This window comes from Thiohalorhabdus sp. Cl-TMA (assembly GCF_041821045.1).
GTDB classification, from domain to species: domain Bacteria; phylum Pseudomonadota; class Gammaproteobacteria; order Thiohalorhabdales; family Thiohalorhabdaceae; genus Thiohalorhabdus; species Thiohalorhabdus methylotropha.
Genome location: NZ_JBGUAW010000013.1, coordinates 44,189 through 67,861, shown reverse-complemented (window position 1 = coordinate 67,861; position 23,673 = coordinate 44,189). Strand labels below are relative to the sequence as shown.

26 protein-coding genes and 4 pseudogenes are annotated in these 23,673 nt (G+C 65.6%); 19 read left to right on the top strand and 11 right to left on the bottom strand.

Going from position 1 to position 23,673, the window contains the following annotated elements; translation table 11 throughout:
- Nucleotides 1–89: 89 nt before the first annotated feature.
- A pseudogene (locus tag ACERLL_RS16515) lies at nt 90–1,313 on the bottom strand (ISL3 family transposase); the annotation flags it as partial.
- Between the two features lie 181 nt (nt 1,314–1,494).
- Here ACERLL_RS16515 and ACERLL_RS16510 point away from each other — a divergent pair.
- From ACERLL_RS16510 to ACERLL_RS16490, 5 genes are all read left to right on the top strand, one after another.
- Nucleotides 1,495–1,767, top strand: a complete 273-nt coding sequence (locus ACERLL_RS16510; protein ID WP_373657202.1) for a hypothetical protein — start codon at nt 1,495–1,497, stop codon at nt 1,765–1,767.
- A 1-nt stretch (nt 1,768) separates the two neighbouring features.
- The gene (locus tag ACERLL_RS16505; RefSeq protein WP_373657201.1) at nt 1,769–2,293 is read left to right on the top strand and encodes an HAD domain-containing protein; all 525 of its coding nucleotides are present in this window, start codon (nt 1,769–1,771) and stop codon (nt 2,291–2,293) included.
- Between the two features lie 44 nt (nt 2,294–2,337).
- Complete coding sequence (locus ACERLL_RS16500) at nt 2,338–2,820, top strand: 3'-5' exonuclease family protein (protein ID WP_373657200.1); 483 nt, start codon at nt 2,338–2,340, stop codon at nt 2,818–2,820.
- 201 nt (nt 2,821–3,021) lie between these two features.
- Nucleotides 3,022–3,630 (top strand): metallophosphoesterase, encoded by a 609-nt coding sequence (locus ACERLL_RS16495; protein ID WP_373657199.1) that lies wholly within the window; start codon nt 3,022–3,024, stop codon nt 3,628–3,630.
- Between the two features lie 3 nt (nt 3,631–3,633).
- A complete protein-coding gene (locus ACERLL_RS16490) occupies nt 3,634–3,993 on the top strand; it encodes an antitoxin Xre/MbcA/ParS toxin-binding domain-containing protein (protein ID WP_373657198.1) in 360 nt (119 codons plus the stop codon).
- 4 nt (nt 3,994–3,997) lie between these two features.
- On the opposite strand, the gene ACERLL_RS16485 is transcribed toward ACERLL_RS16490, so the two are convergent.
- Nucleotides 3,998–4,465: a DUF29 family protein gene (locus ACERLL_RS16485; protein WP_373657197.1), complete on the bottom strand. Its 468-nt coding sequence runs from the start codon at nt 4,463–4,465 to the stop codon at nt 3,998–4,000.
- The gene (locus ACERLL_RS16480) at nt 4,462–4,917 is read right to left on the bottom strand and encodes a DUF29 family protein (protein WP_373657196.1); all 456 of its coding nucleotides are present in this window, start codon (nt 4,915–4,917) and stop codon (nt 4,462–4,464) included. The genes ACERLL_RS16485 and ACERLL_RS16480 overlap by 4 nt, the downstream gene beginning before the upstream one ends.
- Nucleotides 4,918–4,983: 66 nt before the next feature.
- Between ACERLL_RS16480 and ACERLL_RS16475 the strand changes: the two genes are divergently transcribed.
- The 6 genes and pseudogenes from ACERLL_RS16475 (at nt 4,984) to ACERLL_RS16450 (ending at nt 10,609) form a co-directional block, all read left to right on the top strand.
- Nucleotides 4,984–5,481: a hypothetical protein gene (locus ACERLL_RS16475; RefSeq protein ID WP_373657195.1), complete on the top strand. Its 498-nt coding sequence runs from the start codon at nt 4,984–4,986 to the stop codon at nt 5,479–5,481.
- A gap of 54 nt (nt 5,482–5,535) precedes the next feature.
- A pseudogene (locus tag ACERLL_RS16470) lies at nt 5,536–5,850 on the top strand (integrase core domain-containing protein); the annotation flags it as partial.
- Between the two features lie 150 nt (nt 5,851–6,000).
- A complete protein-coding gene (locus tag ACERLL_RS16465; protein WP_373657194.1) occupies nt 6,001–6,246 on the top strand; it encodes a FitA-like ribbon-helix-helix domain-containing protein in 246 nt (81 codons plus the stop codon).
- On the top strand, nt 6,243–6,668 hold the full coding sequence (locus ACERLL_RS16460; protein WP_373657193.1) for a type II toxin-antitoxin system VapC family toxin: 426 nt from the start codon (nt 6,243–6,245) through the stop codon (nt 6,666–6,668). The genes ACERLL_RS16465 and ACERLL_RS16460 overlap by 4 nt, the downstream gene beginning before the upstream one ends.
- Nucleotides 6,669–6,750: 82 nt before the next feature.
- Nucleotides 6,751–7,307, top strand: a pseudogene (locus ACERLL_RS16455) (sugar transferase).
- 38 nt (nt 7,308–7,345) lie between these two features.
- Complete coding sequence (locus ACERLL_RS16450) at nt 7,346–10,609, top strand: helicase-related protein (protein ID WP_373657205.1); 3,264 nt, start codon at nt 7,346–7,348, stop codon at nt 10,607–10,609.
- Between the two features lie 225 nt (nt 10,610–10,834).
- Here the strand turns inward: ACERLL_RS16450 and ACERLL_RS16445 are convergent, their stop codons facing one another.
- Both ACERLL_RS16445 and ACERLL_RS16440 read right to left on the bottom strand, forming a co-directional pair.
- Nucleotides 10,835–11,104 (bottom strand): RpnC/YadD family protein, encoded by a 270-nt coding sequence (locus ACERLL_RS16445; RefSeq protein WP_373657192.1) that lies wholly within the window; start codon nt 11,102–11,104, stop codon nt 10,835–10,837.
- Between the two features lie 86 nt (nt 11,105–11,190).
- Nucleotides 11,191–12,138, bottom strand: a complete 948-nt coding sequence (locus tag ACERLL_RS16440) for an RpnC/YadD family protein (protein WP_373657191.1) — start codon at nt 12,136–12,138, stop codon at nt 11,191–11,193.
- 328 nt (nt 12,139–12,466) lie between these two features.
- On the opposite strand from ACERLL_RS16440, the gene ACERLL_RS16435 reads away from it, so the two are divergent.
- The 8 genes from ACERLL_RS16435 to ACERLL_RS16400 all read left to right on the top strand — a co-directional run bounded on the left by ACERLL_RS16435 (nt 12,467) and on the right by ACERLL_RS16400 (nt 18,709).
- Nucleotides 12,467–12,928, top strand: coding sequence for a hypothetical protein (locus ACERLL_RS16435; protein ID WP_373657190.1), 462 nt, complete (start codon nt 12,467–12,469; stop codon nt 12,926–12,928).
- A gap of 61 nt (nt 12,929–12,989) precedes the next feature.
- Nucleotides 12,990–14,993 carry a hypothetical protein gene (locus ACERLL_RS16430; protein WP_373657189.1) on the top strand — a complete coding sequence of 668 codons (2,004 nt, stop codon included), beginning with the start codon at nt 12,990–12,992 and terminating at the stop codon, nt 14,991–14,993.
- Between the two features lie 188 nt (nt 14,994–15,181).
- Nucleotides 15,182–15,922 (top strand): hypothetical protein, encoded by a 741-nt coding sequence (locus ACERLL_RS16425; protein WP_373657188.1) that lies wholly within the window; start codon nt 15,182–15,184, stop codon nt 15,920–15,922.
- 239 nt (nt 15,923–16,161) lie between these two features.
- Nucleotides 16,162–16,569 carry a hypothetical protein gene (locus tag ACERLL_RS16420; protein ID WP_373657187.1) on the top strand — a complete coding sequence of 136 codons (408 nt, stop codon included), beginning with the start codon at nt 16,162–16,164 and terminating at the stop codon, nt 16,567–16,569.
- Nucleotides 16,570–16,701: 132 nt separating this feature from the next.
- Nucleotides 16,702–17,217 (top strand): 3'-5' exonuclease family protein, encoded by a 516-nt coding sequence (locus ACERLL_RS16415; RefSeq protein ID WP_373657186.1) that lies wholly within the window; start codon nt 16,702–16,704, stop codon nt 17,215–17,217.
- A 2-nt stretch (nt 17,218–17,219) separates the two neighbouring features.
- Nucleotides 17,220–17,648, top strand: coding sequence for a hypothetical protein (locus ACERLL_RS16410; protein ID WP_373657185.1), 429 nt, complete (start codon nt 17,220–17,222; stop codon nt 17,646–17,648).
- Between the two features lie 32 nt (nt 17,649–17,680).
- Complete coding sequence (locus ACERLL_RS16405; protein ID WP_373657184.1) at nt 17,681–18,199, top strand: antitoxin Xre/MbcA/ParS toxin-binding domain-containing protein; 519 nt, start codon at nt 17,681–17,683, stop codon at nt 18,197–18,199.
- A 147-nt stretch (nt 18,200–18,346) separates the two neighbouring features.
- Complete coding sequence (locus tag ACERLL_RS16400) at nt 18,347–18,709, top strand: MbcA/ParS/Xre antitoxin family protein (RefSeq protein WP_373657183.1); 363 nt, start codon at nt 18,347–18,349, stop codon at nt 18,707–18,709.
- A gap of 237 nt (nt 18,710–18,946) precedes the next feature.
- Here ACERLL_RS16400 and ACERLL_RS16395 read toward each other — a convergent pair.
- From ACERLL_RS16395 to ACERLL_RS16370, 6 genes and pseudogenes are all read right to left on the bottom strand, one after another.
- Nucleotides 18,947–19,215 (bottom strand): annotated as a pseudogene (locus ACERLL_RS16395) (IS3 family transposase); the annotation flags it as partial.
- 347 nt (nt 19,216–19,562) lie between these two features.
- Nucleotides 19,563–19,826, bottom strand: coding sequence for a Txe/YoeB family addiction module toxin (locus ACERLL_RS16390; RefSeq protein ID WP_373657182.1), 264 nt, complete (start codon nt 19,824–19,826; stop codon nt 19,563–19,565).
- On the bottom strand, nt 19,823–20,065 hold the full coding sequence (locus tag ACERLL_RS16385) for a type II toxin-antitoxin system Phd/YefM family antitoxin (RefSeq protein ID WP_373657181.1): 243 nt from the start codon (nt 20,063–20,065) through the stop codon (nt 19,823–19,825). The genes ACERLL_RS16390 and ACERLL_RS16385 overlap by 4 nt, the downstream gene beginning before the upstream one ends.
- Before the next feature lie 498 nt (nt 20,066–20,563).
- Nucleotides 20,564–21,595: a thioredoxin family protein gene (locus ACERLL_RS16380; protein ID WP_373657180.1), complete on the bottom strand. Its 1,032-nt coding sequence runs from the start codon at nt 21,593–21,595 to the stop codon at nt 20,564–20,566.
- A gap of 236 nt (nt 21,596–21,831) precedes the next feature.
- Nucleotides 21,832–22,392, bottom strand: a complete 561-nt coding sequence (locus ACERLL_RS16375; protein ID WP_373657179.1) for a disulfide bond formation protein B — start codon at nt 22,390–22,392, stop codon at nt 21,832–21,834.
- A gap of 207 nt (nt 22,393–22,599) precedes the next feature.
- On the bottom strand, nt 22,600–23,526 hold the full coding sequence (locus tag ACERLL_RS16370) for a LysR family transcriptional regulator (protein WP_373657178.1): 927 nt from the start codon (nt 23,524–23,526) through the stop codon (nt 22,600–22,602).
- Nucleotides 23,527–23,673: the final 147 nt, after the last annotated feature.

The following is a 23,673-nucleotide window of genomic DNA, read 5'->3' as shown; positions in this document are numbered from 1 at the left end:
CAAGAGGCCGAATAGATTGGCGCAACCCGTCCCTCCTCCAAACCCGGTGGCTTGCAAAACGGAAGCAGGCCATAGATTCCCACTTTGCCGATGGGCGCGGCAAGCAGATAGATCATGGTAATGAAGGTCTGCTGGTTGCGGTAGCCGCGGGCCCGCGCCCGAGCCGCCTGGAAGGTGCTGTTGAGTCCTTCCAGACGGGCATTGGAATAGGTTGAGCGCCAACGCCGGAGCATGGCTTCGAACTGGTGCCCGATGGTCGCCAAAGCTTTCTGCATGGGCTCAAGGACCTCGATGCCAGCCGTGCGGGCCTTAGCTAAGCGCAGGAAGCGCGTGAGGTGCCAGCGGGCCGCCTGTCGGGAAGCCGCCTGGCGCACCCAACGCAGCTTCTCTTTGATGGCGTAAGCCTGGCCGGTGGCCGCGCCTGCCTGGCCTCCAGCTCGGCCAGGGCCTGGTCCTGGCGGCGGCTGCGCCGACGCTCGCTGGCCTTGAGGGTCGCCCAGCGGGCGCCCTTGGGCAGCTTGAGGGTCCGGGCTTCCGCCTTGCGCACATCGTTCATGGCGTCGGTGACGCGCTGGACGACGTGGAACCAATCGGTGGTCAGCGAGGCGTTGGGGAAGGTCTCGGTGACCCCGGTCTGGAAGGCCTGGGACATGTCGCAGACGACCTCCCAGACGCCGTTGGCTGCGCCGCCCTGGGCCTGCAGGTGGTTCCGGAAGCGGCGCAGGGCGTCCTTGTCCTGGCCGGGGGTGGCGAAGATCACGGGATTCGCCGTCCGCTCCAGGTCGATGAAGACGGTGACGTAGTGCTGGCCCCGTTTGGCGGCGGTTTCATCCAGCGCGATGGCGCTGACATCGCTGAGATCGATCTGGGCCTTGGCCCGGCAAACATATTGGTTAACAACGCGCCATAGGCGCTTGTCGGTGACGCCCATCTGGCGGGCCGCGGCGTTGACCAGCATTTCGCGGACCAGGGACAGGGCCACCTGCTCGAACAGCAGCGTGAAGTGGCTCCCTTCGCGGGCCCACGGCACCGTAATCCGCTTGACGCCGCAGTCGGGGCAATCGGTGCGGGGCACGTCCGCCGTAATGTAGGCGTGGTGCGAGGGCGAAGTTGAGGTGGCGCCAGGTCATTTCCTTGAAATCCCGGGCCTTGCACCACTGACCGCACTCCGGGCAAGGGAACAGGGAGCCGCGAGGGGCGCTGACCCGCATATGCAGCTCATAAGGCTCGACCTCGGTGTTCAGCTCTTGGTCGACCAGCTCCCAGGGCGATTCCAGGCCCAGTCCGAGGGCGAGGATGTCCTTGCTCTGCATGCGGGACCTCAAAACGTGGGGTAAGTGGCAGTCCGAACCAGGCTTTTCGTGTCCGCAAAGACTATGTGAAATCCATTTGCGGCGTCGAGGAGCCTAGATATCGACCCCGAGCAGGGGCTACATGCGGCCGATGTGCGGCAAGTCCTGGTTCTGCTCGGCTGCAAGTGAAAGGGTGCGTGGGATGTATTTCCTCGATTGCGAGGCTTCCAGCCTCGACGAGTGGCACAGCTATCCCATCGAGGTGGCCTGGGGGTCCGTTACCACCGGAACCATCCATTCCTACCTGATCGGTCCCACCGGGATGGCGGACTGGACCGATTGGGACCCGGCCGCCCAGGACGTGCACGGGCTGTCCCGCGCCCTCCTCGCCGAGCACGGGTTGCCGCCCCGGCAGGTGGCCGAGGAGGTGGTGCGCCACCTGATGGAGGTGCGCCGGATTCTGCTGGGAGGTTGATGTGGTAACTGCGAACCGCGTGCTGTTTTTGGACTTCGATGGGGTAGTGAACCGCAGATCCACCTTGGCGCCCGGTCAAGGGCGTTTCGATTCTGGGACGGTCAACGAAGGGGAGGGCTGCACCTGGCGCTGGGTAGATCCCGAGCGGTGTGCGCTCTTGGAGGACCGCTTGGTGGGCCGGGTCCGGGACCTGGTGGTCGAGGCCGAGGCGCAGGTCATCGTCTCCAGTGATTGGCGGACGGTGCTGGAGCTCGGGGAGATCAGCGATCTATTGGCCGCCGCGGGTTGGCCGGATGCGCCCTTGGTGGGGACTACGGATCCGGATCTGGCCTACTCCTTCTGCCGGCGCTTTGAGGAGGTGGCCGACTGGCTCCGTCGCAACGGAGAGCCCGTGGCCTGGGTAGCCCTGGACGACCAGTGGGGCGACCGCGATGGCCTTGGCTACCCGGTCGTGGAGGTCGACCCCGAGCAGGGGCTGCAGGACGATGATGTAGCTCGGGCTTTAGCCATACTGAATGGGCAGTGAATGAAGGCGAGGGAATGTTTTTCCTAGACTGCGAGGCCTCCAGCTTGGACGAATTCTATAGCTACCCGATCGAGGTGGCCTGGGGCGACGTCACCACCGGGATCATCCGGTCCTACCTGATCGATCCCACCGGGATGGAGGACTGGACCGATTGGGATCCGGCTGCTCAGGGCGTGCACGGCCTATCCCGCGCCCACCTCGCCGAGCACGGGTTGCCGCCCCGTCAGGTGGCCGAAGAGGTGGTGCGCCAGCTTACCGGGAAAACCGTGATGGCCACCTCTGGCGCCGACAAGGATTGGGTGCACCGGCTGATCCAGGACACCCTTGGCGAGTTCCCCGACCCGGGGATCGCATGGAAGGACGCCAAGTGGCACCTGGTGGGCCTCGCCCGCGGGGACGCCACGGCGTACCAGGTGGCCATGGATTTGGCCTGGGAGCGGCTAAACGCCCAGGACATCTATGCCCACCGAGCCGCCAACGATGTGCGCCAGCTGATGGAGGTGCGCCGGATCCTGCTCGGAGGCTGAAGTGCGTATCGCCTACCTGAGTGATCTGCACCTGGAGTTCTACGCGGCGGACCATCTGGCCCGGGGCGGCGGCCCGATCAATTCCATCCGCGCCGAGCGGATCAACGAGGAGGCGGATGTGCTGGTCCTCGCCGGCGACATCCACAAGGGGGCGGCCGGCATCGCCTGGGCGGACCGCACCGCACCTTTCCGAAGCTCCCAGTGCTCTACGTGCTGGGCAACCACGAGGCCTATGGGCGCGACCTGGAAGAGACCTACCAGGCGTGCCGGGACGCCGCCCGGGACACGGCTAACGTCCAAGTCGTAGAGCGGGGGGTGGCCACCATCGCCGGGGTCCGCTTCCTCGGCGCCACCCTCTGGACGGACCTGGAAATCACGGGAGACCGGGAGGTTGGGGCGGGGCGGGTGGCCGAAGGCCTGAACGACTACCGCCTGATCCGGTACCAGGGGCGGCGCCTGCAGCCAGCGGATACCCGCGTTCTGCATCTCGGTTCGCGCAGCTGGCTGGCTGAACGCTTGGCGGAAGGCCCGGCGGTGGTGGTCACCCATCACGGTCCGCACATGGACACCCAGCCGCCGCAGTTCCGGCCCCCGGACGGGGACACCAGGCTGGCGCCAGGGTTCGTCTCCGACTGCGGGGAGCTGTTCGGGGTGAATGCGCCCCTATGGATCTGCGGCCACACGCATCACTGCTGCGATTTCGAGGTGGCCGGCACGCGGATCGTGAGCAACCAGGCCGGGTATCCGCACGAATCGGTCCAGGGATTCGCCCCGGATCGCCTCATCGACCTTGATCTGGGAGGTATGTAGACCATGGAGGAGACCACCAGGCTATCCGCGGTGCTCACCGATGCGCTCCTGAACTCGGCGGCCTATCTGGGGATCACCGATACGGACCTGAGCCTGATCCTCGGGGCCGGCCCGGTGCCCATCGAGGAGTACCGCACGGGCGCCGCGGAAATCGATCCGGATAGCGCCCTCGGCGCCCGGGCCCGGGATATCGTGCGGGTCTTTACCGCACTGGATACCATTACGGCCGGGGATGCAGGGACCCGGAGCCAGTGGCTCAACCACTACAACCAACACCTTAACGGGAGCCCTATCGAGCTCATGCGCGATCCCGCCGGGCTGGCCCGGGTGGCCGACTACCTCGACGGGAACCTGCACGGTTAAAGGGCTAGTTAAAGGCCTGCAGAATACCCTCGAGGGTGTAGGCGGGCTCCGGGATCTCGGGCGGCTCATACCCGGCATGGCGGAACAACCCCCGGGCCTCGGCCCGCCCCAGGCGGTTGATGCGTCGGCTCCTCTCCGGCTCCTCCAGCGAGGCACGAAGACTCGGGGAGCCCTTGAGCAGGTTTGTCAGCCATACCCAGGCCTGCCCCCGGCGGCCGAGCCAGGGCCGCCAAAGGTTGTCCGGCAGGCCCTGTTCCCGGGCGCGAGCATAGGCGAGGTCGTAGGCGATGAATTCGGCCGCGCTGTCGATGGCCTCGGTCGTTTCCTGCGCGGCCCAGCCGGCGATCTCCTCGGCGAGGTGCGGCAGGTCGATGCCGGTGAGCCCGCTCGGGGGATGCTCCGCGAGGGCCGCTAACCGGCGGCCTTCCTCGGTGGCCCATTGGGCAAAATCGTTTTCGTACGCAGAGTTCATGGGTTCGCCTCCATCAGGAGGTCAGCGAGGGTAAACCCGGGCGGGGCAAACTCGGGCGGCTGCAGGCCGGCAAGGCAGAACAAAAGCTCTGCCTGTATATGCCCCGCGGGGTTGATTGCGCCCATCTGCGATTCCAATCGCGGGCGCAGGCTCGGGGATTGATCAATCTGGGCGGCCAGCCAATCCCGAGCGATATTCTGGCGGTCGTCCCAATATTCGAAGACGCCCCAGGGCAGGTCCTTTCGCCGGGAGAGCGCCAAGGTGGTGGCCACGACCTCCTCCGCGAACCGGGTGGCTTCATGCAGCTGGTGCCGGGCCCAGGACTCGATCTCCTCGGCCACATTGGCCACGTCGATGCCGGGCAGCAGGACATGGCCGACCCCTTCGATCTCACGCAGGCGGGTGGCTTGGTTGTGGCACCATCGGGCGAAGTCCTCGTCGTGGGTGGCCATGGCGGAACCTCCCGGTATCCTGCCTCTTCCATGTTGCATGATAACCGCTGAAGCGGAGCGTCCACGATGCCCGTTTTCCTCGACTTCGAGGCCTCGAGTTTGGGCCCGGAAAGCTATCCACTGGAGGTGGCCTGGGGGAACACGGAGACCGGCGTGGTGGCGGCCCACCTGATCGATCCGACCGGGATCCCGGAATGGGCCGAGCCCATCGACCCGGTGGCCCACCAGATGCACGGGCTCAGCCGGGACCACCTGGCCGTGAATGGCGCCCCTCCCGACCAGGTGATGTGGCGTATGAAGGCGGCCCTGGGTGGCCGGACCACCCGGGCGGACAGGCCCTGCGAGGTTGGGTCTTGGGACGTTACCTGGCCCCCCGTTCTCGTACGGGGGCCGTTTTACTGCCTGTTCCTGATCCCGGACCTGTACCCGCGCAAGATTGAGCAGGCTGAGAGGTCCATGTCCGAGAGTCGGCCGCCCTGGGGCGCTGACGTCGTCGAGCGGGCCGTGCTAGCCGAGGGCTGCAGCAATCAGCCGACGGTAGCGCACTCAATGGCTCCCCCATGAAAGGGGCCACCATGCTGGAGACCCTGCGCCGCCTGGAGATCGACGTCCTTTAGCCGGCCGCGGGTCTCCAACGACAACGCCTTCGCGGAGGCAATATTCCGAACCTGCAAGTACGTGCCGGATTTCCCTACCGAGGGGTTCGCGGATCTGGCGGCAGCGCGCTCCTGGGTCTACAGTTTCGTCCGCTGGTACAACGAGGAAAACCGGCACAGCCGCATTGGGTATGTCACGCCGCACCAGCGTACAACGGCGAGGGTGTGGCCATCCTGGCCAAGCGTCGGGCCATCTATGCGCGGGTCAAGGCGGAAAACCCGAGGGTTTGGAGTGGCAAAAGCCGGAATTGGAACCCGGCAGGGCCGGTTGGGCTGAACCCGGAGTGAGAACCCAGGAGGGCCCTGAACAAGCCGCAGCGTAATACTCAGGGATGCGACAACTACCTTGACGAATACCGGAGGCTAGCTCCATGGAAGGGGATGCGGCCTTTATGCTAGCATTGCTAGCATAAAAGAGGTGCTGCCCATGGCGAATTTGACCATTCGGAACCTGGATGACGAGGTAAAGGACCGGCTGCGAATCGAGGCCGCCCGGCATGGCCGGTCCATGGAGGAGGAGGTCCGACACATCCTCCGGCAGGCTGTGGCCCCATCCACGCTGGAGCAGGGGGTGGGAAGCCGCATCGTGGGCCGGTTCCAGGGGGTCGGTGGCTGCGAGCTGCCGTCCCCTGAACGGCAGGAGCCGCCCCGCTCGCCGGACTTCCGGGAATGATCGTCCTCGACACCAACGTTGTCTCGGAGCTGATGCGCCCGGCGCCCAATACCAAAGTGGTCGCTTGGGTGGATGGCTGGCCGGCGGGAGAGCTGGCGGTGACCGCCCTTACCGTCGCCGAGGTTCTTTACGGGATCGAGCGTCTGGATGACGGCCAGCGCAAGGAAATGCTCCAGGCCCTGGCAAGGACCATGTTTGAGGAGGAATTCGGGGACCGGGTGCTTTCCTTCGGCGCCGAGGAGGCGGAGGTGTATGCCGGGCTTGTCACGCGGCGCCAAGCGCAAGGGCGCCCCATCAGCATGGCCGATGCCCAGATCGCGGCCATTACCATTTGCCGGGGGGCTAAGCTGGCGACGCGTAATGTCGAGGACTTCGCCGGGCTGTCGTTGGAGGTGGTTAATCCGTGGGGTGGGGGTGGTTAGAGAGATTGTAGAGGAAAGGGGTGTCTTGGAAATTTCCGTGCAAGGAGAGGATGGGTCGCGAGGGCTCAGCAAATCGCAGGCCTTGCTCAAGCGCGGCTTTGATGTTCTGGGGGCCGCTTACCATCTGAGTCACCCTGCCGGCGTGGCTGGCGGCCACGCTGGATACCCGCGCCAATGGCTTCTTTACCCAGCAGCGGGTGGTGCAGGGCGGCCGGATCTTCTGGGTGGTTAAGCTGCATACCATGCGGTTGGATTCGGCTTTGGGTGCAACTGTTGCCATCGGTCATGCCCCCCCCGCCTCACTCCCCCCCTGGGCCGCTTCTTCCGCCGCTCCAGGATCGACGAGATGCCGCAGCTGTTCGACGTCCTGGTAAGTCACATGAGCTTCGTGGGGCCCCGCCCGGATGTGCCGGGATATGCGGATGCCCTGGAGGGGACGGGCCGGCGATCCTGTCCGTTCGTCCCGGCATAACTGGCCCGGCCACCCTGGCCTACCGGGATGAGGAGGCGCTGCTGGCGCAGGTGGAGGATCCGGAGCGCTACAACCGGGAGTATGGGGAGCGCTGGTCCTTCCGGAAGGGCCAAAGCAGGGTGGTGAGCGCCCTTGCCGCGGATTTTCAAAGCTCTTCCCGGGATTAGCGATTCCCGCACCCACCCAGACTTGTTACCTTTTGGCTATGGTAAGCCACACCCTGGATCTCTTCGGTGATGGGGAGGCTGGTCGGGAGTCGGATGCGGAGCTAGCCTGGCCACCCGCCGAACGTTTCCCCCTGAATCACGCAGGGGCGCGGGTCCAGGATACGGTCACCGCCGATCTGACCGGCTCTGCCGAACCGCTTGTGGTTACCGGCTTTGCCGCCCTGGCGCATCTCCTGGACACCACCGCCGAGCTGACGACGGAAGGCCCGCTGCGCATCCTGTTTGGTACGGAACCTCTAACGGATCGGCTCGAAACTATCGAGCCGGGCGGGCGTTCCTTCCCGGAAGCAGTCGAGCGCTACTGGTTGGAACGGGGCATCTCCCTGCGGCTTTCGGCCCGGCTTCTCGCTTTCCGGGAACGGCTGCGCACGGGCTGTATCACTACCCGCTACCTGGCCGGGGATCGCCGTCAGCTCCACGCCAAGCTCTACATCGGTGACGATGCGGCAATCCTGGGCTCAAGCAATTTCTCCGCCAGCGGCCTCGTCCGGCAGTGGGAGGCCAATGCCCGCTTTACCCGCTCCGGCGAAGCCCGCCGTTATCGGGAAGCCCGGGAGATCGGTGAGAACTATTGGGCGCTGGGGACCCCTTTCGATGAGCGCTTACTCGAGCTCCTGGATCGCCTGCTGCAGGTGGTGGATTGGCAGGAGGCGCTGGCGCGGGCGGCTGCGGAGCTGCTCGAGGGAGGCTGGGCACAGGCACTGCTGCGAACGATGGATCCGTCCGGTTTCGAGGCCTTGTGGCCGGCCCAGCGGCAGGGCATCGCCCAGGCCTTGTATATCCTCGATCGGCAGGGCAGTGTGCTGGTGGCGGACGCCACGGGCTCGGGCAAGACGCGCATGGGGGCCCATCTGATCCGAGCAGTGCAGGATCGGCTCGTTCGGTCGGGGGCCTTGGGACATGACGGCGGTGTGCTGATCGGGCCGCCAGCCGTGGAGTCCGAATGGGACGGAGAAGCCCTAACCGCCGGTGCCGCATTGCGCACTTTTTCTCATGGGCATCTGAGCCATTCCCGTGGCGAACGCCACCAGCGCTTGCTCATGGCCCTGCGCCAATCCCGCCTATTGTGCGTGGATGAGGCCCACAATTTTAATAACCAGGGGTCCAACCGCTCCCGCCAGTTGCTGCACCACATGGCCGACCATGTCTTGCTGTTCACCGCGACGCCCATTAACCGTGGCCCCCAGGATCTGATCCGGGTGGCGGATCTGCTGGGCGCCGACAACCTTGAACCAGTTACCCTGGAGGCCTTCCAGCAGATGCTGCGGGCGCGAGGCAATCGGGATGGCCTCACGCCTCAGGAAGCCGGCGCTCTACGCGCCGAGATCCGCAAGTTTACCGTCCGGCGCACCAAGCGCATGTTCAACGCCCTCATCGATCGGGAGCCCGACGCCTACCGGGACTATGCCGGTCGGCCCTGCCGGTTCCCGGAGCATGTGCCCCGCACCTACGACCTCGACGAGGTGGAGGCTGACCGTTCGGGTGCTCGGCGTATTCGAGCGCTCGCCTCCCAGCTCTACGGGGTGGGTCAGCTTACCGGACGGCTAGAGCTTCCGGTGGTGCTCCAGAAGCAAGGATGGGACGCGACCAAGTACCTGGAAAGCCGGCTGCTGTCGGCGTCCCGCCTCAGCCAGTACCGGATTCTGGCCGCCATGCGCTCCTCGCGGCCCGCTTTGGTGGAGCATCTTGCGGGTACCGAAGTCGCCCGCGAGGCCTTCAGCCTGGAGGGCTTCCACAAGCCCGACGATACCGGAGCCGTAATCGCCACCGTTCGCGGGCTTCGCGGTCATCCCCCTGAGAACCACTTGGATGTAGATCCGCCGGCTTGGCTGACGGATTCCGCGGCCCATGCGGCGGCCTGTGACCATGATGCGGATATCCTGGAGCAGATCCTGGAAGAGGCCCGTGCGCTTTCACCAGCCCGAGAGCGGGCCAAAGTGGCACACCTGCGAAATTTGACCCGCCATCACGAGCGATTGCTGGCTTTCGATAGTACGCTCATTACCCTGGCGCATATCCGGGCGCTCCTATTGGCGGCTGATCCCGAGGCGAGGATTTGGGTGGCTACGGGCTCGGGGGGACAAGCGGAACGGGAAGCCGTCCTGCGGGGGTTTCGGCCCGGCAGGGAAGGGCAGGAGGGAATCGCTTTATGCTCCGACAGCCTCGCTGAAGGTGCAAACCTGCAAGCCGCCTCCGCGCTGGTGCACCTCGATATGCCGTCGGTTGTGCGGGTGGCCGAGCAGCGCACCGGCCGTGTCGACCGTATGGATAGTCCCCATCCCCGCATTGAGGTGTGGTGGCCTCGGGACGATCCCGCCTTCGCGCTGACCGCCGACGAGCGTTTCGTGCAGCGCCACGCCGCAGTAGATCAGCTGCTCGGCTCCAACTTGCCCCTTCCCGAGGCCCTGCAGCGGACTAGCGGCGAGTCGGTACCTACCGAGACCCTTATTACCGAATACGAAAAGGCCGCCCGTTTCGCGGAAACGGGACAGGTGGAGGACGCCTTCGAGTCGGTGCGTGGCTTGGTTGAAGGCCCGCAGGCCTTGGTGGACGCGGCCACCTATGAACACTATCGGACGGTTAGTGCCCGGGTAATGGCGCGAGTGAGCGTGGTTCCGACCGATACCCCCTGGGCGTTCTTTTGCCTGGCCGGAAGCGGGGAGCGAGCCCCACGGTGGATCCTCCTGCCCAGCCTCGACGAGGAGCCCCAGACCACCCTGGAGGCGGTCAGTGATGGCTTACGACGCCGGCTGGCATCGGATACTGGCAGCATGGCGCTTGACCAATCCGCTGCCGAGACCCTCGGTCGCTTTGTTGACCGGCTGGCCGAAGCGGAGCGCGGATTGCTTCCCCGCAAGAAGCAGCGGGCCTTGACCGAAATGGGGGCGGTGCTCGCTGGATTTGAACGAGCTGCATCAAGCCGGCGGGACCAACCGGCTCTGGAGGCTTATCGAGCGGTACGCGATGTCCTGGAACGGCCGGATGGGAACCGAAGCCCCGACTGGGAGATTGTGGCCACCCGGTGGCTTGAGCTGGTCCGCCCCGTTTGGTACCGCCGGCTCGGGGAGCCCAGGCGCGCCCGCCCATTGCTTCTTGCCGACATTCGCGACGATCTTATTGCCCAGGAGGCCGAGCTTGGTCCTCGGGCGCTTGCGGCCTTCCGGACGGTTCCCGAGAAGGAGCCACCGGAGCGACGTATAGCTGCGGCTATTCTGGGCTGGACCGGTCCCGCGGCGAATTGATCCCGAGCCCGGCGAAGCCTGAAAAAAGAGCGGCGGTGTACCCCTTGAATCGGGTTTCACCCGCGACTCGGGGGGACGTGTGTGGTTCTCGTCCTCTCCCGAAATGATACCGCTTTTGCGCAATGCAGAGGTATTGCGTGGGCCAAGATGCTCGAGGGAGGTTTTGCATGGGTTGGGAGCGAAGTCTGGGTGGAAGCCGAAAGCAGTAAGAAGAAGCGAAGACGGTTACATCCCTTTGAATACCTCCTCCACCGAATCCGCAGTAAGGAGGTTGTCCGACCAGGCGAGCAGGGTATCGGGGTCCGCGTGCTCGATGCGGGTCCGGTGGGCGGCGGCCGCCTCCGGGCCGAACTTGCGCTCGATGAGGCGCAGTAGCACGGCGCGCTCCCCCTTCTTCATGCCCTGCTCGATACCTTGTTCAATCCCCTGTTCGAGGCCTTGCTCGAGGCCCTGTTCGAGGCCTTCCTTGCGATGCCGCTCGGCGAACGTGGTCATGGCTTCCACCTCCTCGGGGTAGTGCTGCCGGTATTCCGCCGACTCCACGGGTGGGGGCGCGGGGCCTCTGGGTCCGCGAATTCCCGTTAAGTGCTCTGGAAGACCTCTTCCACCGAATCCGCGGTGAGGAGGTTGTCCGACCAGGCGAGCAGGGTATCGGGGTCCGCGTGCTCGATGCGGGTCCGGTGGGCGGCGGCCGCCTCCGGGCCGAACTTGCGCTCGATGAGGCGCAGTAGCACGGCGCGCTCCCCCTTCTTCATGCCCTGCTCGATACCTTGTTCAATCCCCTGTTCGAGGCCTTGCTCGAGGCCCTGTTCGAGGCCCTGTTCGAGGCCTTCCTTGCGATGCCGCTCGGCGAACGTGGTCATGGCTTCCACCTCCTCGGGATAGTGCTGCCGGTATTCTGCCAGTTCTTCGGGGGTAAGTGCCGCATACAGGTCCACGAAATCCAGATACTTGGCCTGGCGGTCGGGATCGGGCTCCAGCTGCAGCAGGCCCTGGAAGGCCGCGTGGTAGACGGAGAGCTTGGCAGTGGCGGGGTAGGCCATATTCGGCAGGTTCAGCCGGGCCACCAGGTTGTCGCTGGCACGGAACCGCTCGAAGGGGAGCTCGGCCAGGGGGCAGGCCAGGTAGCGAAAGTCCAGGTAGGTATGCCGGTCCCCACCGAGGCGAAGGGGCCCCGCCCGCTCCCCCGGCTGCAAGAAGACCACCACAGGCACGACCCGGTCCGTCTCGAACAGCTCGGCGAGGTCCAGGCAGTAGCGAGCCAGGCGGTGCGGCGAGAAGCGCCGCGGATCGGTCTCCTCCTCGACGACGAACAGCAACAGGGCCCGCCGGCCGTCCGGCCATTCCACCAGCAGCGGGATGTCGAGCGCCCGGAAGCGGTCGCTCAGGCGGTCCTTGATCTGCTCCTGGCGAATGGGCAGGACGCGGGCCTCGCCGTCCAGGCCTGCGGCCTCCTCCGGAGCGAAAAAGGCCAGGGCCTGCTCCGGGTAGTCGAGGATCAGGTTCTTGAAGTTCTGATCGTGGTCCATGGGGCAGGGGGCCTCGAGGGTACGCGATGAAAACGAAAAGAGAACGTTTCCATTGTTGCCGATCTCGGCCCGGGCCGCAAGGGCGGGACAACCGGGTGCCCGGACTAACGGTTTCCGGATGTCTCCTCCATTCGACTTTTGTCCGCAGGCGCGATTTTGCTGCCGCCATTTGGGCGCCCATGGGGGCTCTGTGGGGAGCGGTGTCCGGCTTGTGAGGGGACGCAAAGCCCGTGGCTCCGATAGCCTGGCCGATAGGAGGACTGTCCCCGCTTTGTCCTGGTATCCTTCCCAGCCCCTTCGAAGCACCGTGCAAACCCCGGGAGCATGCATGCGCAAAATCGGCTGGCTGCTAGCCATCGGGCTGCTTGTGCTTGGTCCGACAACCGCTTTGGCGAGTGGTGTCCTCGGGGTCGGAGGCGGTAGCGGCCCGGGACCCGGGAACCAGGTTTTCGTCAACGCCGGCAAGATCTCCCGGAGCGGGGGGCTGAACGGCGGCCTGGAGGTCCACTTCGGCTCCGGCACCGGGCAGCTCGCCGAATTCTTCCTCGCTCCCCAGGTGTCCCTTGGAGTCGGTTCGGCTTCCGGGACGTGGCGCGCCTATGCGCTGGGCAAGCGCTACCTGGTCGGCGGCGTCCAGGCGCGTACCGGGCGCCTCGGCCTGGGACTGGCCGTGGACCTCCCCGGTGCCGGACCCGGGGTGGAGGTCGCCCTCGAGCGAACGGGGGACGAGCACCTCGACAGGGAGGCCGCCCGCGGCGCCTGGCTGGCCCAGGTCCGCCTCCATCCCTGACGTGGCACCCCCGAGTCGGGACTGCGCGAATTCCCCCTCGCCCGCAACCCAGGTTGGTTCTATGCCCGCGAAGCACCTTACCCGCGCCGTGCTGGCCGTGGGCCTGGCCCTGCTCATTTGCGGCCCCCGGGCCGTGCCCGCCAAGGAACTGGCGGGGTTCCCCGCCGAATTCACCGAGCTACCGGCGGAGGCCTATTACGACGAGGCCGAGGCCCCCTCGGTGGAGGTGGATCAAACATGCCTTGGCGAAGGCGAAAACCGGACCTGCTACCCGGCCGTGAAGAATGGCGCCGGGGAGGTGCTGCGGCGCTTCGGAACGGAAACGACGGTCTCCGGCCGGGCCCGGGCGCGCTACCGGGACCGGGCCTTCGCCCTGGTCAGCCACGACTGCGGGGACTATTGCGACACCCAGTACACCCTCTATGACCAGGGGGGCAAGGTGGCGGATGTGGCCCCGGGCTTCCAGGCGCATTTCCTGCGGAAAGGCAACGCGGCGACCCGTCTGCTGGACAAGGTGCTGCTCTCCGAGGAGCAGGCGAACCGCCCGGTGCTGCTGGACCTGCACATCAGCCGGCAGGGGCAGCTGCTGGCCCTCACCAGTGAAGGGCTGATGCCCATCGGCCAGGACGGCCGCCGGCTGCCGGGCTGGAAGCCCAAGGCCCCCGCCCCGCTCACCCACGGCCGCATCGAGAACGACCTCGACGGGCGGTTGGGCATGATCGGCGTGGATCGCTCCGGCACCGTTTGGCTCGGCCATGCTGCGGAGGGCTGGTCGCGGTCGGGGGTGCGGCTGGCCAAGCACGGGGACCGCAACGGAGTCCTGGCCGCCCACCCGCTCGCGGACGGCACCGTGGTGGGCGCCGTGTACCGCTACGTCAGCCCTAGCAACAAGGGCGTCTACCTGGCGCAGGCTGGCCCCGGAATGGAGCCGCCCCAAAACGGCGCCCTCTACCTGTCCACCGAGCGCAACGTGGGCTTCGATCCGGAGGTCTTCCCCCGGGGCGAGGAAGCATACCTGGTCCTCGCCACCGACAGCACCCACGGCGAGCGGGTGGCGATCACCGTCCCGCGCAAAGACCTCGCCAACCTCACCACGCCGACGACCGGTGTGTTCAGCGAGGGGGAGCGGTGGACCACGCTCAAGGTGGGGGGCGGCATCCAGCGGCTGAATTGGGAAGCGCACTCCGAGGTCAGCGAGGGGGACCGGACCTTCCTGAACGTGGACTATCGGATCGAGCCCAGCCTGCTTTATTCCGGGCAATTCCAGGCCCGATTCGGCGAGACCCGCCTGGGGCTAATCTACCTCAAGGACCAGGCCCGGGATGCCGCCGGCGGGGCCGGCACCGCGGGGCGCGAGGCCTCCGAGTATCTGATCGGTACCCTGGATTTCCAGAGCCTGTTCTCGCGCTCTTCCGGGCTGCGGATCCGCTTCCGGCGGACCGCCACCGAGGGGGTGGCGAAGGTGGACCGGCCCGACCAGGCGGCGACCACGTTCCAGGCCTTCAAGGTGGACTACAGCCAGTTCGGGGTCTACCAGACCCTGGAACGGGGCTGGTTGTGGGGGCTGGAGTACACCACCTACCAGATGCCCTCGGCGGTAGGCTTCAGCGGTCCGGGCAAGAACATCGTCTACTCGGCCTTCGATCCGGAGTTCGGCATCCAGAAGCTGGCCCTGGCGGCCGGCTACGACCCCATGGCCTACGCCCGCCGCTACGAGACCGATTATCACCAGGTCTACATCACCGGCAAGCTCGCCCTGGGCATGGGCGCGGCCGACATCTCCTCCGCGGTGAAATCCGAGGCCCGCAAGGAGACCGGCCTGTCGAAGGTACGCAGCCAGGCGTTCTTCGCCGTGGACGGCATGCTCGAGGCCGGCTACCTCTGGCAGGAACGCTTCGCCGACGCCGGCGGGCTCGGCTACCAGCTGGTGGCCGGCTACCAGGCCCTGGGGGCGTATATGGGGGGAAGCCAGTCGGATAAGGCGGAGGCCGATGGCCTGTACCTCGAGTTCTCCCGTTCCGATCTGTGGCACGGGCCCTTTGCCCGCCTGAATGTGATCTTCTAGCTGCGCCCGTAGCCCATGGGGGTCGGAACCGGCGAGGGGCCCATTCATCCCCTGGAAATCTTGCCCGAACACGGACGATCCGCCCGCGGATTGGGGCGCGATGAGTCAGGGCAGCAAACGGAAACGCATGGTCGCTCCGATGGAGGTCGGGTTGGCCTGCCGTTGTTCACATACACCAGAGGAAAACCATGACCACGAGGCGTATGGTATTTGCCGCCCTGGCAGTGCTCGCCGGCGAAGCCCAAGCCGGTGGACACGCCGCTGTGGAGGTGGCCTTTCACGAATCCAAGGTCAAACTGATCGAACAAGAGGTTCAGACCGGGGGCGGTTCCAACGGAAAAGTGGCCGACATGATTCAGTCGCGGGGCAGCTTGGCGGGCGTCTGGGCTCGTGTGGATGTTGGACGGGAAGTCCGGCTGAGGGTGGCGGCTAGGGCCCTGGTCGGCGGTGCGACCAACGAGAGGGAGGCTGATGAGCCTATTGAGCGCATGCGGATGGGGGAAGTCCGGGCCTTACTCGCCACTGAGATGGCTGGAACGACGGTATATACCGGATTAGGGTACCGCCATGTGGATGTGGGAGGCCGGCGCACCAGTCGGGCCGGCTACATGCCGCTGGGGCTAACCATGTCCGGAAGAATGGGGGCCTGGATGGTCCATACGACGGCCGAGGCCGGGGCTGTTTTCTGGGGGGAAGAGACGCTGGAGGTCCTGGACGTGGGATCGACGGGATCCCTCACTTTCGCCGGGGTAACCGGGTGGCAGGGCCGGCTGACGCTGGAGGCGCGACGCCGCGGACTGTTATTGGCGCCGTTCGTGCGCACCTACAAGCTATCGGAAACCGCCCCCGAAACGATCGGAAAGTTCGAGTACACCATGGAAAGCGTACGGGCGACCGAGGCCGGTCTTAGGGTGGGCATTGGGTTTTAGAAATTCATCCAAGCGTTAACGGGCCCGACCTTCTTGTTTCTGATGGCGAGCTAAGTCCCCACTATGTAGTCTAATCAGTTGCGGAATGCCCGTATTACCAGGGACAGTTCTTCAGGTCGTTCTCTTTGTCTGCTTCGCGAGGAAAAAGGGGGCAAATCCATGGCGCACGCTCCGAATAAACGTTATTTCCCCCAACCGTGTTGATCCGGTTAGCAGCTTCCTACCAAGGAGGGCTTGGCATGACTGATCTGGATTCCAAACCTTATCTGTTGCGCGTAGGCACCTTCCTATTCCTCGCGTTGATTGGGTGGGGGATGGTGGGCTTGAAGCTCCCAGGATGGTGGGGTTTGCTTGGAGGGAGTTTGGCCATCGGGGCAACCGGGGGTTTATGGAGCGTTATTGTCCCCTTGTCGGCGCTTATTCGGTTCTCTGGAGCAAGAAGCTATTGGGTGCGAGGTGGGATTTTCATCGCCAAGGATCTGGTATTGGCAGGGGTGCTAATTGCCTCCCTTCATTTTGTAGAAAGTAATATTCCTCTTCAGGAGCCCTCCGCTATACAAATAGGGGTGGGCGGCCTAATTGCTTTGTCCCTTCCCGTTATCTATGCAGAGCCCATGAGAGAGCGAAGAAGGGCCATATTTCAATAAGCTGCCAAGAAGAGTGTTCTCGTGGGCGGTTTCTTGGCCAGGATTTTGGAACTATCCTTCAAATCGCTCCTGGGAAAACTCTTATCATGGGTAATCCTTACGGCCTGATAATCCGACCGGCAGAGATCCAGGATGCCTATTTTCCTCGACTTCGAGGCCTCCAGTCTAGGCCCTGAGAGCTATCCCCTGGAGGTGGCCTGGGGGAACACGGAGACCGGCGTGGTGGCGGCCCACCTGATCGATCCGACCGGGATCCCGGAATGGGCCGAGCCCATCGACCCGGTGGCCCACCAGATGCACGGGCTCAGCCGGGACCACCTGGCCGTGAATGGCGAACCCCCCGACCAGGTGGCGCGGCGCCTGAACGAGGCCCTGGCGGGACGCACCGCGTACTGCACCGCTGTCCACTTCGACGGTCTGTGGCTCGCCGAACTCTTTGCCGACCCGGATTGGGAGCAGGCCTTCGGGCTTCTCGACGCGGGGCCGCTCTGGAACGCCCTGCTCCCGGAGGGCGCCGAAGAACGCTACGAGTCCGCGGAGGCCGAAGCCTGGGCACGTATCCAGGCCGCCGGTTGGCAACGGCACCGCGCCGAGGCCGACGTGCGTCACCTGATGGAGATGTACCGGATTCTGGCACTGGGGTATTAGGGATGGTTTCCGAAGGCGCGGGAATCCCGAAACCGGATCTCGGATTCCTGGAGGACCGCCGCCGGGCGTGGCTCGGCGCCGCCCGGGCCTTGGTGGCGGAGGCCGCGGACCAAGGGCATCGAATCCACATCAATGGGTCCGTGCTCCGGCCGGCATATGCCCCCTACGGATTTCACGAGCGCTCGGATGTGGACTTGGCCGTCGAGGTGGCTCGGTTGCCCTCCCGCACCTACGGGGACATCCTGGAATGGGTCGATGCCGAGCGGATCGCAACGGGCATCCCGTTCCATCCCTATCCTCTGGAGGGGGTCCCGCGCCCCTTCGATCCGGAGGCACCCTTCGGCGTAAACGGGGCGCCATCCGCCGTCAATGGCGGCTCGCCCGGAAGGCTTTCGCCAGCGCGGTTGACAACGAAGGGGGGCCATTTCTGAACCCTCAGGTCTCCGAATGCTTGGCCGAGGGCATGGAGCTTGCGGAAGGAGTCCTGAAACTGGCGTGCCAGGCCCAATACGGCTGGCTCCCGGCGATCCCGAGGGAACGGCCCTGGGGACCGGCCCTCCTGGCGCTGGCCGCCGGAGGGGTGGACGGGCAAGCCCCGGTGCTTCCGGGGGAGGATCGGGTGCTGCTCGAACAGTGGGGGTTCCTACAGTGGGAGGCGGCCGCTTGGGATCCGGATCCCCGGGCGGTCCCGGACAACCTGGATACGCTCGTGGCCGATCATTCCCGCATCTTCCGCCACCTGATGAATTTGAGCCATCGCCTGGAAGGCGTAGTGAAGGCAGGGGAGGCTACAGAGATGGATATCGAAGAAAGGGCCGCCGAGGTGTTCGGTTCCGGGGAGGCTGCGCGAACGTGGCTTCATAGTCCGGCTTGGGGGCTCGGGGGCCGGGTGCCGGAGGACTATATGAATGAATTCGGAGAGGCCGGCGCCCGGGAGGTGACTGACCTCCTCGGTCGCATCGAGGCGGGCGTCACCTCTTAGCCCCGGAACCCGCTCCGGGGAACCGGAAGCCGGTGTCCGGCCGCCCGGGAGAGCCATGGCTGGGCTGGTCACACCGCTGCGGGGCTCCCCGGAAAGCCAAGCAGCCTTCATCCGACGATAGAGGCCCCATAAACTCAAGGGACGGGTTTGGAAGAAGGTGCCAACAGGCTGTCACCCGTGATCACCGAGGCGGTTCTCAAATCGGCCGAATATTTCGGGATCGACGACGCGGCTCTGGGCGGGTTCCTCGGAACCGGCCCGGAAGTCATCGAGGACTACCGGACGGGGGCCACGGAGATCGACCCGGAGAGCCCCCTCGGCGGGCGAGCCCGCCATTTCGTGCGGGCCTTTCTTTTCCTGGACATCATTGCGGCCGGTGATGCAGTGGTCAGGAACCAATGGCTCCGCAATTACAACCACGCCCTGTACGGCGTTCCCCTGGAGCTCATGCGCGACCCGGCCGGCCTGGCCCGCGTGGCGGACTATCTGGATGGGCACCGGCGCAGGTGAGCAGATTGCCCGCGCAAGGCGGGCGTGCATCATGCCCGTATTCCTGGACTTGGAAGCCACCGGCCTGAAGCCGGCCTTCTGGCCCTTCGATGTGTTCTGGTCAAGGCGCAGCGGACGCTGACTTAAGAGACAGCAGCCAATGCCCACTCCTGCAGGGTCTGCTGGTTTAGCGCGGTGTTGGGAATTTCGCTGTTGCACGCCAGCTCCATGAAGTGGCGGACCTCCCAAGGTCTTCTCTCGCCTCACGGACTGGCCGCCCCGGCCCGAGTGGTGGATGAGGCCAACTTCCGACCGACGCCGGCCCAGCGCCAAATCCAGGACGGCGACCAAATACAGCCATCCTTCGCGGTTCCAGAGGGTGGTGATATTCGCCACCCAGACCCGATTAGGCTCGCGACCCTGGAACTGGCGTTACAGAAAATCGGGCGCCACCGGCCCCGCCCATGGTTGCTATCCGTGGTGGCCTTGCAGCGGCGCCGCTGGCGGCACGCCATGCCGGTTGGTTGGGGGCGGCCTTGCCTGGTGGGTAGAATGAGGCCTTACCACTACGCTCCGGGTTGCGTGGGCATCCACTACGTGTCAGGTCCCGGAACCCAGTTCGAGGCTTTAGGGACCCTCTACCAGAACCTGCAGGCACACTTCGGGATCGTGGAGCAGGGCATTGTGGCCGGAGGCCACCCCCACGGGGCGGCCTTGGGTATCGAGGTCCATGGGAGGCCCCCGGCCGCTGAGGGCGTTTGGCGCAGGCCCGGCCGTCTGCTGTGCATCCCGAGCCGGATTCCCGGCCAACCAGGGTATCCGGTTCGGCAGCTGGATTTTCCGAGGCCAAGACAGGGAGCGGGGATAGCGCCCGCTATTCGTAGTGGGTCCACATCCGCAGGATCTTTACCGTCTTCTCCTCCTCGAGGGTCTGGTAGACGAGCTGATGCTGGATATTGATTCGGCGGGAAGAGGCACCTTCCAGGTCCCCAACGAGCTTTTCGTAAGGGGGCGGGGAGGTCCAGGGGTCATCAGCCAGGAGATCCAGTAGTTCCTGGGCCTTGGGCTTCAGGTTGGTGCTCGCGAGCTTCTTGGCATCTTTTTGCGCCTGTTTGGTGTAAACGAGGCGCCAAGTCACCACCCGGGACCCTGATCACATTCCTCGATCGGCGTTTCCATACCCTCGTGAATCGATTCCCGCATCCCCGGTATGGCGAGCAGGTGCAGCGTCTCCTGAATGGTACGCCAGTCATCTTCGGACAGGATCACGGCATTATTCCGCTTGCCGCTGATCAATGTCGGTTCATGGGATTCGGCGACTTGGTCGATCAGGCGGTAAAGCTGGGAGCGGGCTTCACTGGCCGTCAGGGTGGGCATCGAAGGCTCCTGTGCATGTAGCTGAAAGAATCGTACGATTTGACGTACGAAATGGCAATAGGTTCCGCTGCGCTGGTAATGAATGGGTCGCCTATGGCCGTTATCAGGGGGTCAGAAAACCTGGGGATAGTGGTGGGAGCGATCTCTGGTCGCGACACGCTTAGCGGGGAGCCGGAGACGGCTTTCTGGACGGACCGGTCCTCCCTGGAAAAGGCGTCGCGGCCAGAGGCCAGTCCCACGGGCCGGCGTTAGGCAACGAGGTATATAGGAGGGGCCCCGGCCACTGTAGGCCTTGGGCGGGTGCCCAGTTGGCTGCGGGGTAACCCGAGCCAATATATACGTCGGCCGGGTTAGCCGAGTTGGTAGTGCCCGGATCCTTCGGAGCCCGTGGCGGAACGCGGATCCGGTCGCGGGAAATGCTTCGGGCAAAGGGAAAGCGGCAGGGCGGGGCGGCGGCCGGTCAAGCCGGGCGCCGCCCCGGGATGCGGGGGCGCCTTTTCAGTTCTTCTCCCACAGATCCACAGTTTGCCCCTCTTCCATGAGCCGCTCGCTGCGCGCCTGGATGTAGCGCTGGAAGCGCGGCTGGTCCCGGTAGGCGCCGGAGGCCACGTAGTCCACCATGGAGCGCACGTGGAAGCCCTTGAACAGGGATTCCATGCGGATCACCTCCTCGCCCCGGTCGAACAGCACCATGGCGGGCACGTAGTCCAGGCCCAGCTCGTCGCCCCATTGGCGGGCGCTGAGGCGCTTGCCGCCGGGGGTGACCAGCTTGTCCTCGCTCCAGCGGTCGACCTGGACCACGTGGAAGGGCTCGAGCAGCTCGCGCATGCGGGGGTCGTCCAGGATGCCCTCATGCAGCCGCACGCAGTCGGGGCACTGGCGCTGCTCGAAGAACACCGCCACGGGGCCTTTCTTCTCGGAGAGGTCGTGGGGGCTGTCCGCGAAGAAAGGCTCGGCAAGCAGCTTGCCCGGTTTGCCGCCCTCCGGGGTGTTGGCCTTCATGAAGGCGCTGAACGCCTGATTCCTGAAGGCGTCCTCCCCCACGTATTGCAAAGCCGTGCGGAATTTCTCCGGGGGGTAATAGCCGTTCAGGCGCAGGACCACCTCGCCCTGCTTGTCCAGGAACTGCAGGGTCGGCGTGAACTGCACGCCCATGCGCTTGCCCAGGGCCTTTTCGGACAGCGAGCCGCCGTCGAGCCCGGTGACCGTGCGGCTGCCCCACAGGTTGAGGGCGATGACGTCGAAGTGCTCCTGGGTGTACTCCACGATCCCCTTCTGGCTGAAGTTGGTATTGATCAGGCGCTCGCAGTAGGGGCACCCGTCCTGGTACCAGACCAGGAGCAGATTCTTGTCCGCCTGGCCCGCCTCCTTCACGTCCTCGGGGAGGTTCAGGAAGGACACCTTGAACCATTCGGGGATCTCGAAGTCGCCCACGCCCTCCATCTTCCCGTGCTCCGACTCCGCGGCCGCCAGCGGTGCGGCCGACAGGGCGAGCAGTAATACGGAGATCAGCCACCGCAGTCCGGACATTTGGGCCTCCTTGGGCAGGTCTGCCTGAGCGGGTGAAGACGTGCATCCGCCTTATGAAGGTAAAACGTTGGGCCGCACCGGGAAAATATTTTTTTCTCATGGTGCCCCAACCCGTGGTTTGGGGCACGGGGTCCCTGGGCCCCGGAAGTGGACAGCTGGCCGTTAGAGTCCCCGTTCCCTGCGCCGAGTCGATCCCGTCGCGGCCGGAGCCGCTCCCGCAATGGCGGGCGCCGGGCTCAGAGGCGATTGCTGCCCACAGACCGGATGCCCATGACGAAGTGGGCGAGCACCCCCACGCCCCCCAAGGCCGCGAAAGCGGCCAAGGCCCAGAGCACCAGATTGATCCCGAGGAACAGGTCCGGATCGGCGCACGAGGCCGTGGCCTCCGGCAGCCAGGCTTGCCAGCCGGAAGGCCCGGTGGGCTCGGTGCCCGAGGCCATGGGCAGGCCCTGGTTGGAAAGCGGGCCGGCGGCCGGCTCGCCGCAGGCGGAAGGGGCCGCGCCGCTTTGGACGCGCAGGTGGTGGATGGTGGCGGCCAGTCCGGCACCCGCCGGAAGCAGCAGGAGGCCACCCGCCACCCAGTGGGTCCAGCCTCGCGGACGCAGCCAGAGGGAAACGACGAAGGCCGCGCCCAGACCCATCAGCAGGTAGCGCTCCAGCAGGCAGAAGGGGCAGGGCTCCATGCCGGCGAGCCACTGGAGGGCATAGCCGCCGAGCACCAGCAGGCCGCACAGAATCGCCCCCCAAATATCCAGTGCCGGAAAGGGCCACCATTCCCGCGTTTCGTAACCGCGCATGATTTCCTTCTTTCTCCGGTAGCTCCCCGAATCCAAGAGGTTCTGATCCTATCAGGTCAACAGGGTTCCGGGGCCGACCCTTGCGCTTCGATGAAGCTGGTTCGGGCTGCTACCGGCGGGTATCGGAGAAGTTGACCAATCCCCAAAAAGCTATGGGTTATTGCGTAGTCATCCCCCTTACCCACCATCAGCGCGATGGCCCGGGCTTTATTGCGCCCCATCCGCCGAATCCGCCCACAGGGCCGCCACATGCCGGTGCATCACCTCCAGCCATTCGGCCCGGGTCTCGGTGCGCACCAGCATGCTGAACTCGATCTCCGGCGCCGGCGGGGCCAGGCGCCGGTAGACCGTTCCGGGCAGGCACTGGTGGCGGAGGCGCTCGGGAATGGTGGCGATGCCCTCGCCGGCGGCGGCCATGGCGATGGCCTTGCTGCGCGGCGTGACCTCCAGGGCCACCCTGGGGCTGAAGCCGAATTCGGCGCAGCACACGATCATGCGGTCATACAGATGCGGGTTCACGGGGCGTGGGAACAGGATGAACGCCTCATCGCGGAGGTCGGCCAGTCCGAGAACGCTTCTCTCCGCCAGGGGGTGGTCGTCCGGAAGCACCACGCCCACCGGCTCGGAAGGCAGGGGCGTCACGTCCAGCTCCGGGTCCCGGGGCCGGGCCAATGCGAACCCCGCATCGAAGCGCCGGGTACGTACCCCCTCGGCGACCTCGTTGGAGGCGGCCTCGGTGAGCTCCAGGCTGCAGCCGGTGCAGGCGCGTTTTACCGCCCGGAGCAGCGGCGGCAGGAAGCTGGACATGGCCGCCTCCGAGAAGCCGATGCGCACCGTGCCGGTGATGCCGTGGCCTGCGTCGGCGGATTCGCTCAGGCATTGCTCGAGTGCCTGGAACAGCTCCGGCAGCCGGTCCGTCAGCATCCGGCCGGCGGGGGTGAGCTGCACCGAAACCCGGTCGCGCTCGAACAGGCGGCAGCCCAGCGTGTCCTCCAGGTGCGCGACCTTCCGGGACACGGAGGGCTGCGCGATGCGGAGCGCCTCCGCCGCGGCCCGGAAGCTCAATGTCCGTGCCACGGCCGCCGCGGCCTCCAGCTCGCCCAGCTGCACCCGGGATAGATACTTCCACTGCATCACGAAGTCCGGAATTGATATTGGATTGATATTACCAGCCGAATCATAGCATCGCGAACCGCTACCGGCTGGTCGATGGCCCTCGCCGGACGGACCAGCCCGCACCCAACAGGAAGGAAAGAGCACATGAGCTACCAAACGCAGACA

Bases quoted from the DNA above. Each gene is read 5' to 3' on its own strand.
- ACERLL_RS16435 (WP_373657190.1), top strand. From the start codon at position 12,467: ATGCGCAAAATCGGCTGGCTGCTAGCCATCGGGCTGCTTGTGCTTGGT.
- ACERLL_RS16385 (WP_373657181.1), bottom strand. From the start codon at position 20,065: ATGCCCACCCTGACGGCCAGTGAAGCCCGCTCCCAGCTTTACCGCCTG.
- ACERLL_RS16465 (WP_373657194.1), top strand. From the start codon at position 6,001: ATGGCGAATTTGACCATTCGGAACCTGGATGACGAGGTAAAGGACCGG.
- ACERLL_RS16420 (WP_373657187.1), top strand. From the start codon at position 16,162: ATGACTGATCTGGATTCCAAACCTTATCTGTTGCGCGTAGGCACCTTC.
- ACERLL_RS16480 (WP_373657196.1), bottom strand. From the start codon at position 4,917: ATGGCCACCCACGACGAGGACTTCGCCCGATGGTGCCACAACCAAGCC.
- ACERLL_RS16490 (WP_373657198.1), top strand. From the start codon at position 3,634: ATGGAGGAGACCACCAGGCTATCCGCGGTGCTCACCGATGCGCTCCTG.
- ACERLL_RS16415 (WP_373657186.1), top strand. From the start codon at position 16,702: ATGCCTATTTTCCTCGACTTCGAGGCCTCCAGTCTAGGCCCTGAGAGC.
- ACERLL_RS16475 (WP_373657195.1), top strand. From the start codon at position 4,984: ATGCCCGTTTTCCTCGACTTCGAGGCCTCGAGTTTGGGCCCGGAAAGC.
- ACERLL_RS16430 (WP_373657189.1), top strand. From the start codon at position 12,990: ATGCCCGCGAAGCACCTTACCCGCGCCGTGCTGGCCGTGGGCCTGGCC.
- ACERLL_RS16405 (WP_373657184.1), top strand. From the start codon at position 17,681: ATGGAGCTTGCGGAAGGAGTCCTGAAACTGGCGTGCCAGGCCCAATAC.
- ACERLL_RS16440 (WP_373657191.1), bottom strand. From the start codon at position 12,138: ATGGACCACGATCAGAACTTCAAGAACCTGATCCTCGACTACCCGGAG.
- ACERLL_RS16460 (WP_373657193.1), top strand. From the start codon at position 6,243: ATGATCGTCCTCGACACCAACGTTGTCTCGGAGCTGATGCGCCCGGCG.
- ACERLL_RS16380 (WP_373657180.1), bottom strand. From the start codon at position 21,595: ATGTCCGGACTGCGGTGGCTGATCTCCGTATTACTGCTCGCCCTGTCG.
- ACERLL_RS16410 (WP_373657185.1), top strand. From the start codon at position 17,220: ATGGTTTCCGAAGGCGCGGGAATCCCGAAACCGGATCTCGGATTCCTG.
- ACERLL_RS16510 (WP_373657202.1), top strand. From the start codon at position 1,495: ATGTATTTCCTCGATTGCGAGGCTTCCAGCCTCGACGAGTGGCACAGC.
- ACERLL_RS16485 (WP_373657197.1), bottom strand. From the start codon at position 4,465: ATGAACTCTGCGTACGAAAACGATTTTGCCCAATGGGCCACCGAGGAA.
- ACERLL_RS16370 (WP_373657178.1), bottom strand. From the start codon at position 23,526: ATGCAGTGGAAGTATCTATCCCGGGTGCAGCTGGGCGAGCTGGAGGCC.
- ACERLL_RS16450 (WP_373657205.1), top strand. From the start codon at position 7,346: ATGGTAAGCCACACCCTGGATCTCTTCGGTGATGGGGAGGCTGGTCGG.
- ACERLL_RS16445 (WP_373657192.1), bottom strand. From the start codon at position 11,104: ATGACCACGTTCGCCGAGCGGCATCGCAAGGAAGGCCTCGAACAGGGC.
- ACERLL_RS16425 (WP_373657188.1), top strand. From the start codon at position 15,182: ATGACCACGAGGCGTATGGTATTTGCCGCCCTGGCAGTGCTCGCCGGC.
- ACERLL_RS16375 (WP_373657179.1), bottom strand. From the start codon at position 22,392: ATGCGCGGTTACGAAACGCGGGAATGGTGGCCCTTTCCGGCACTGGAT.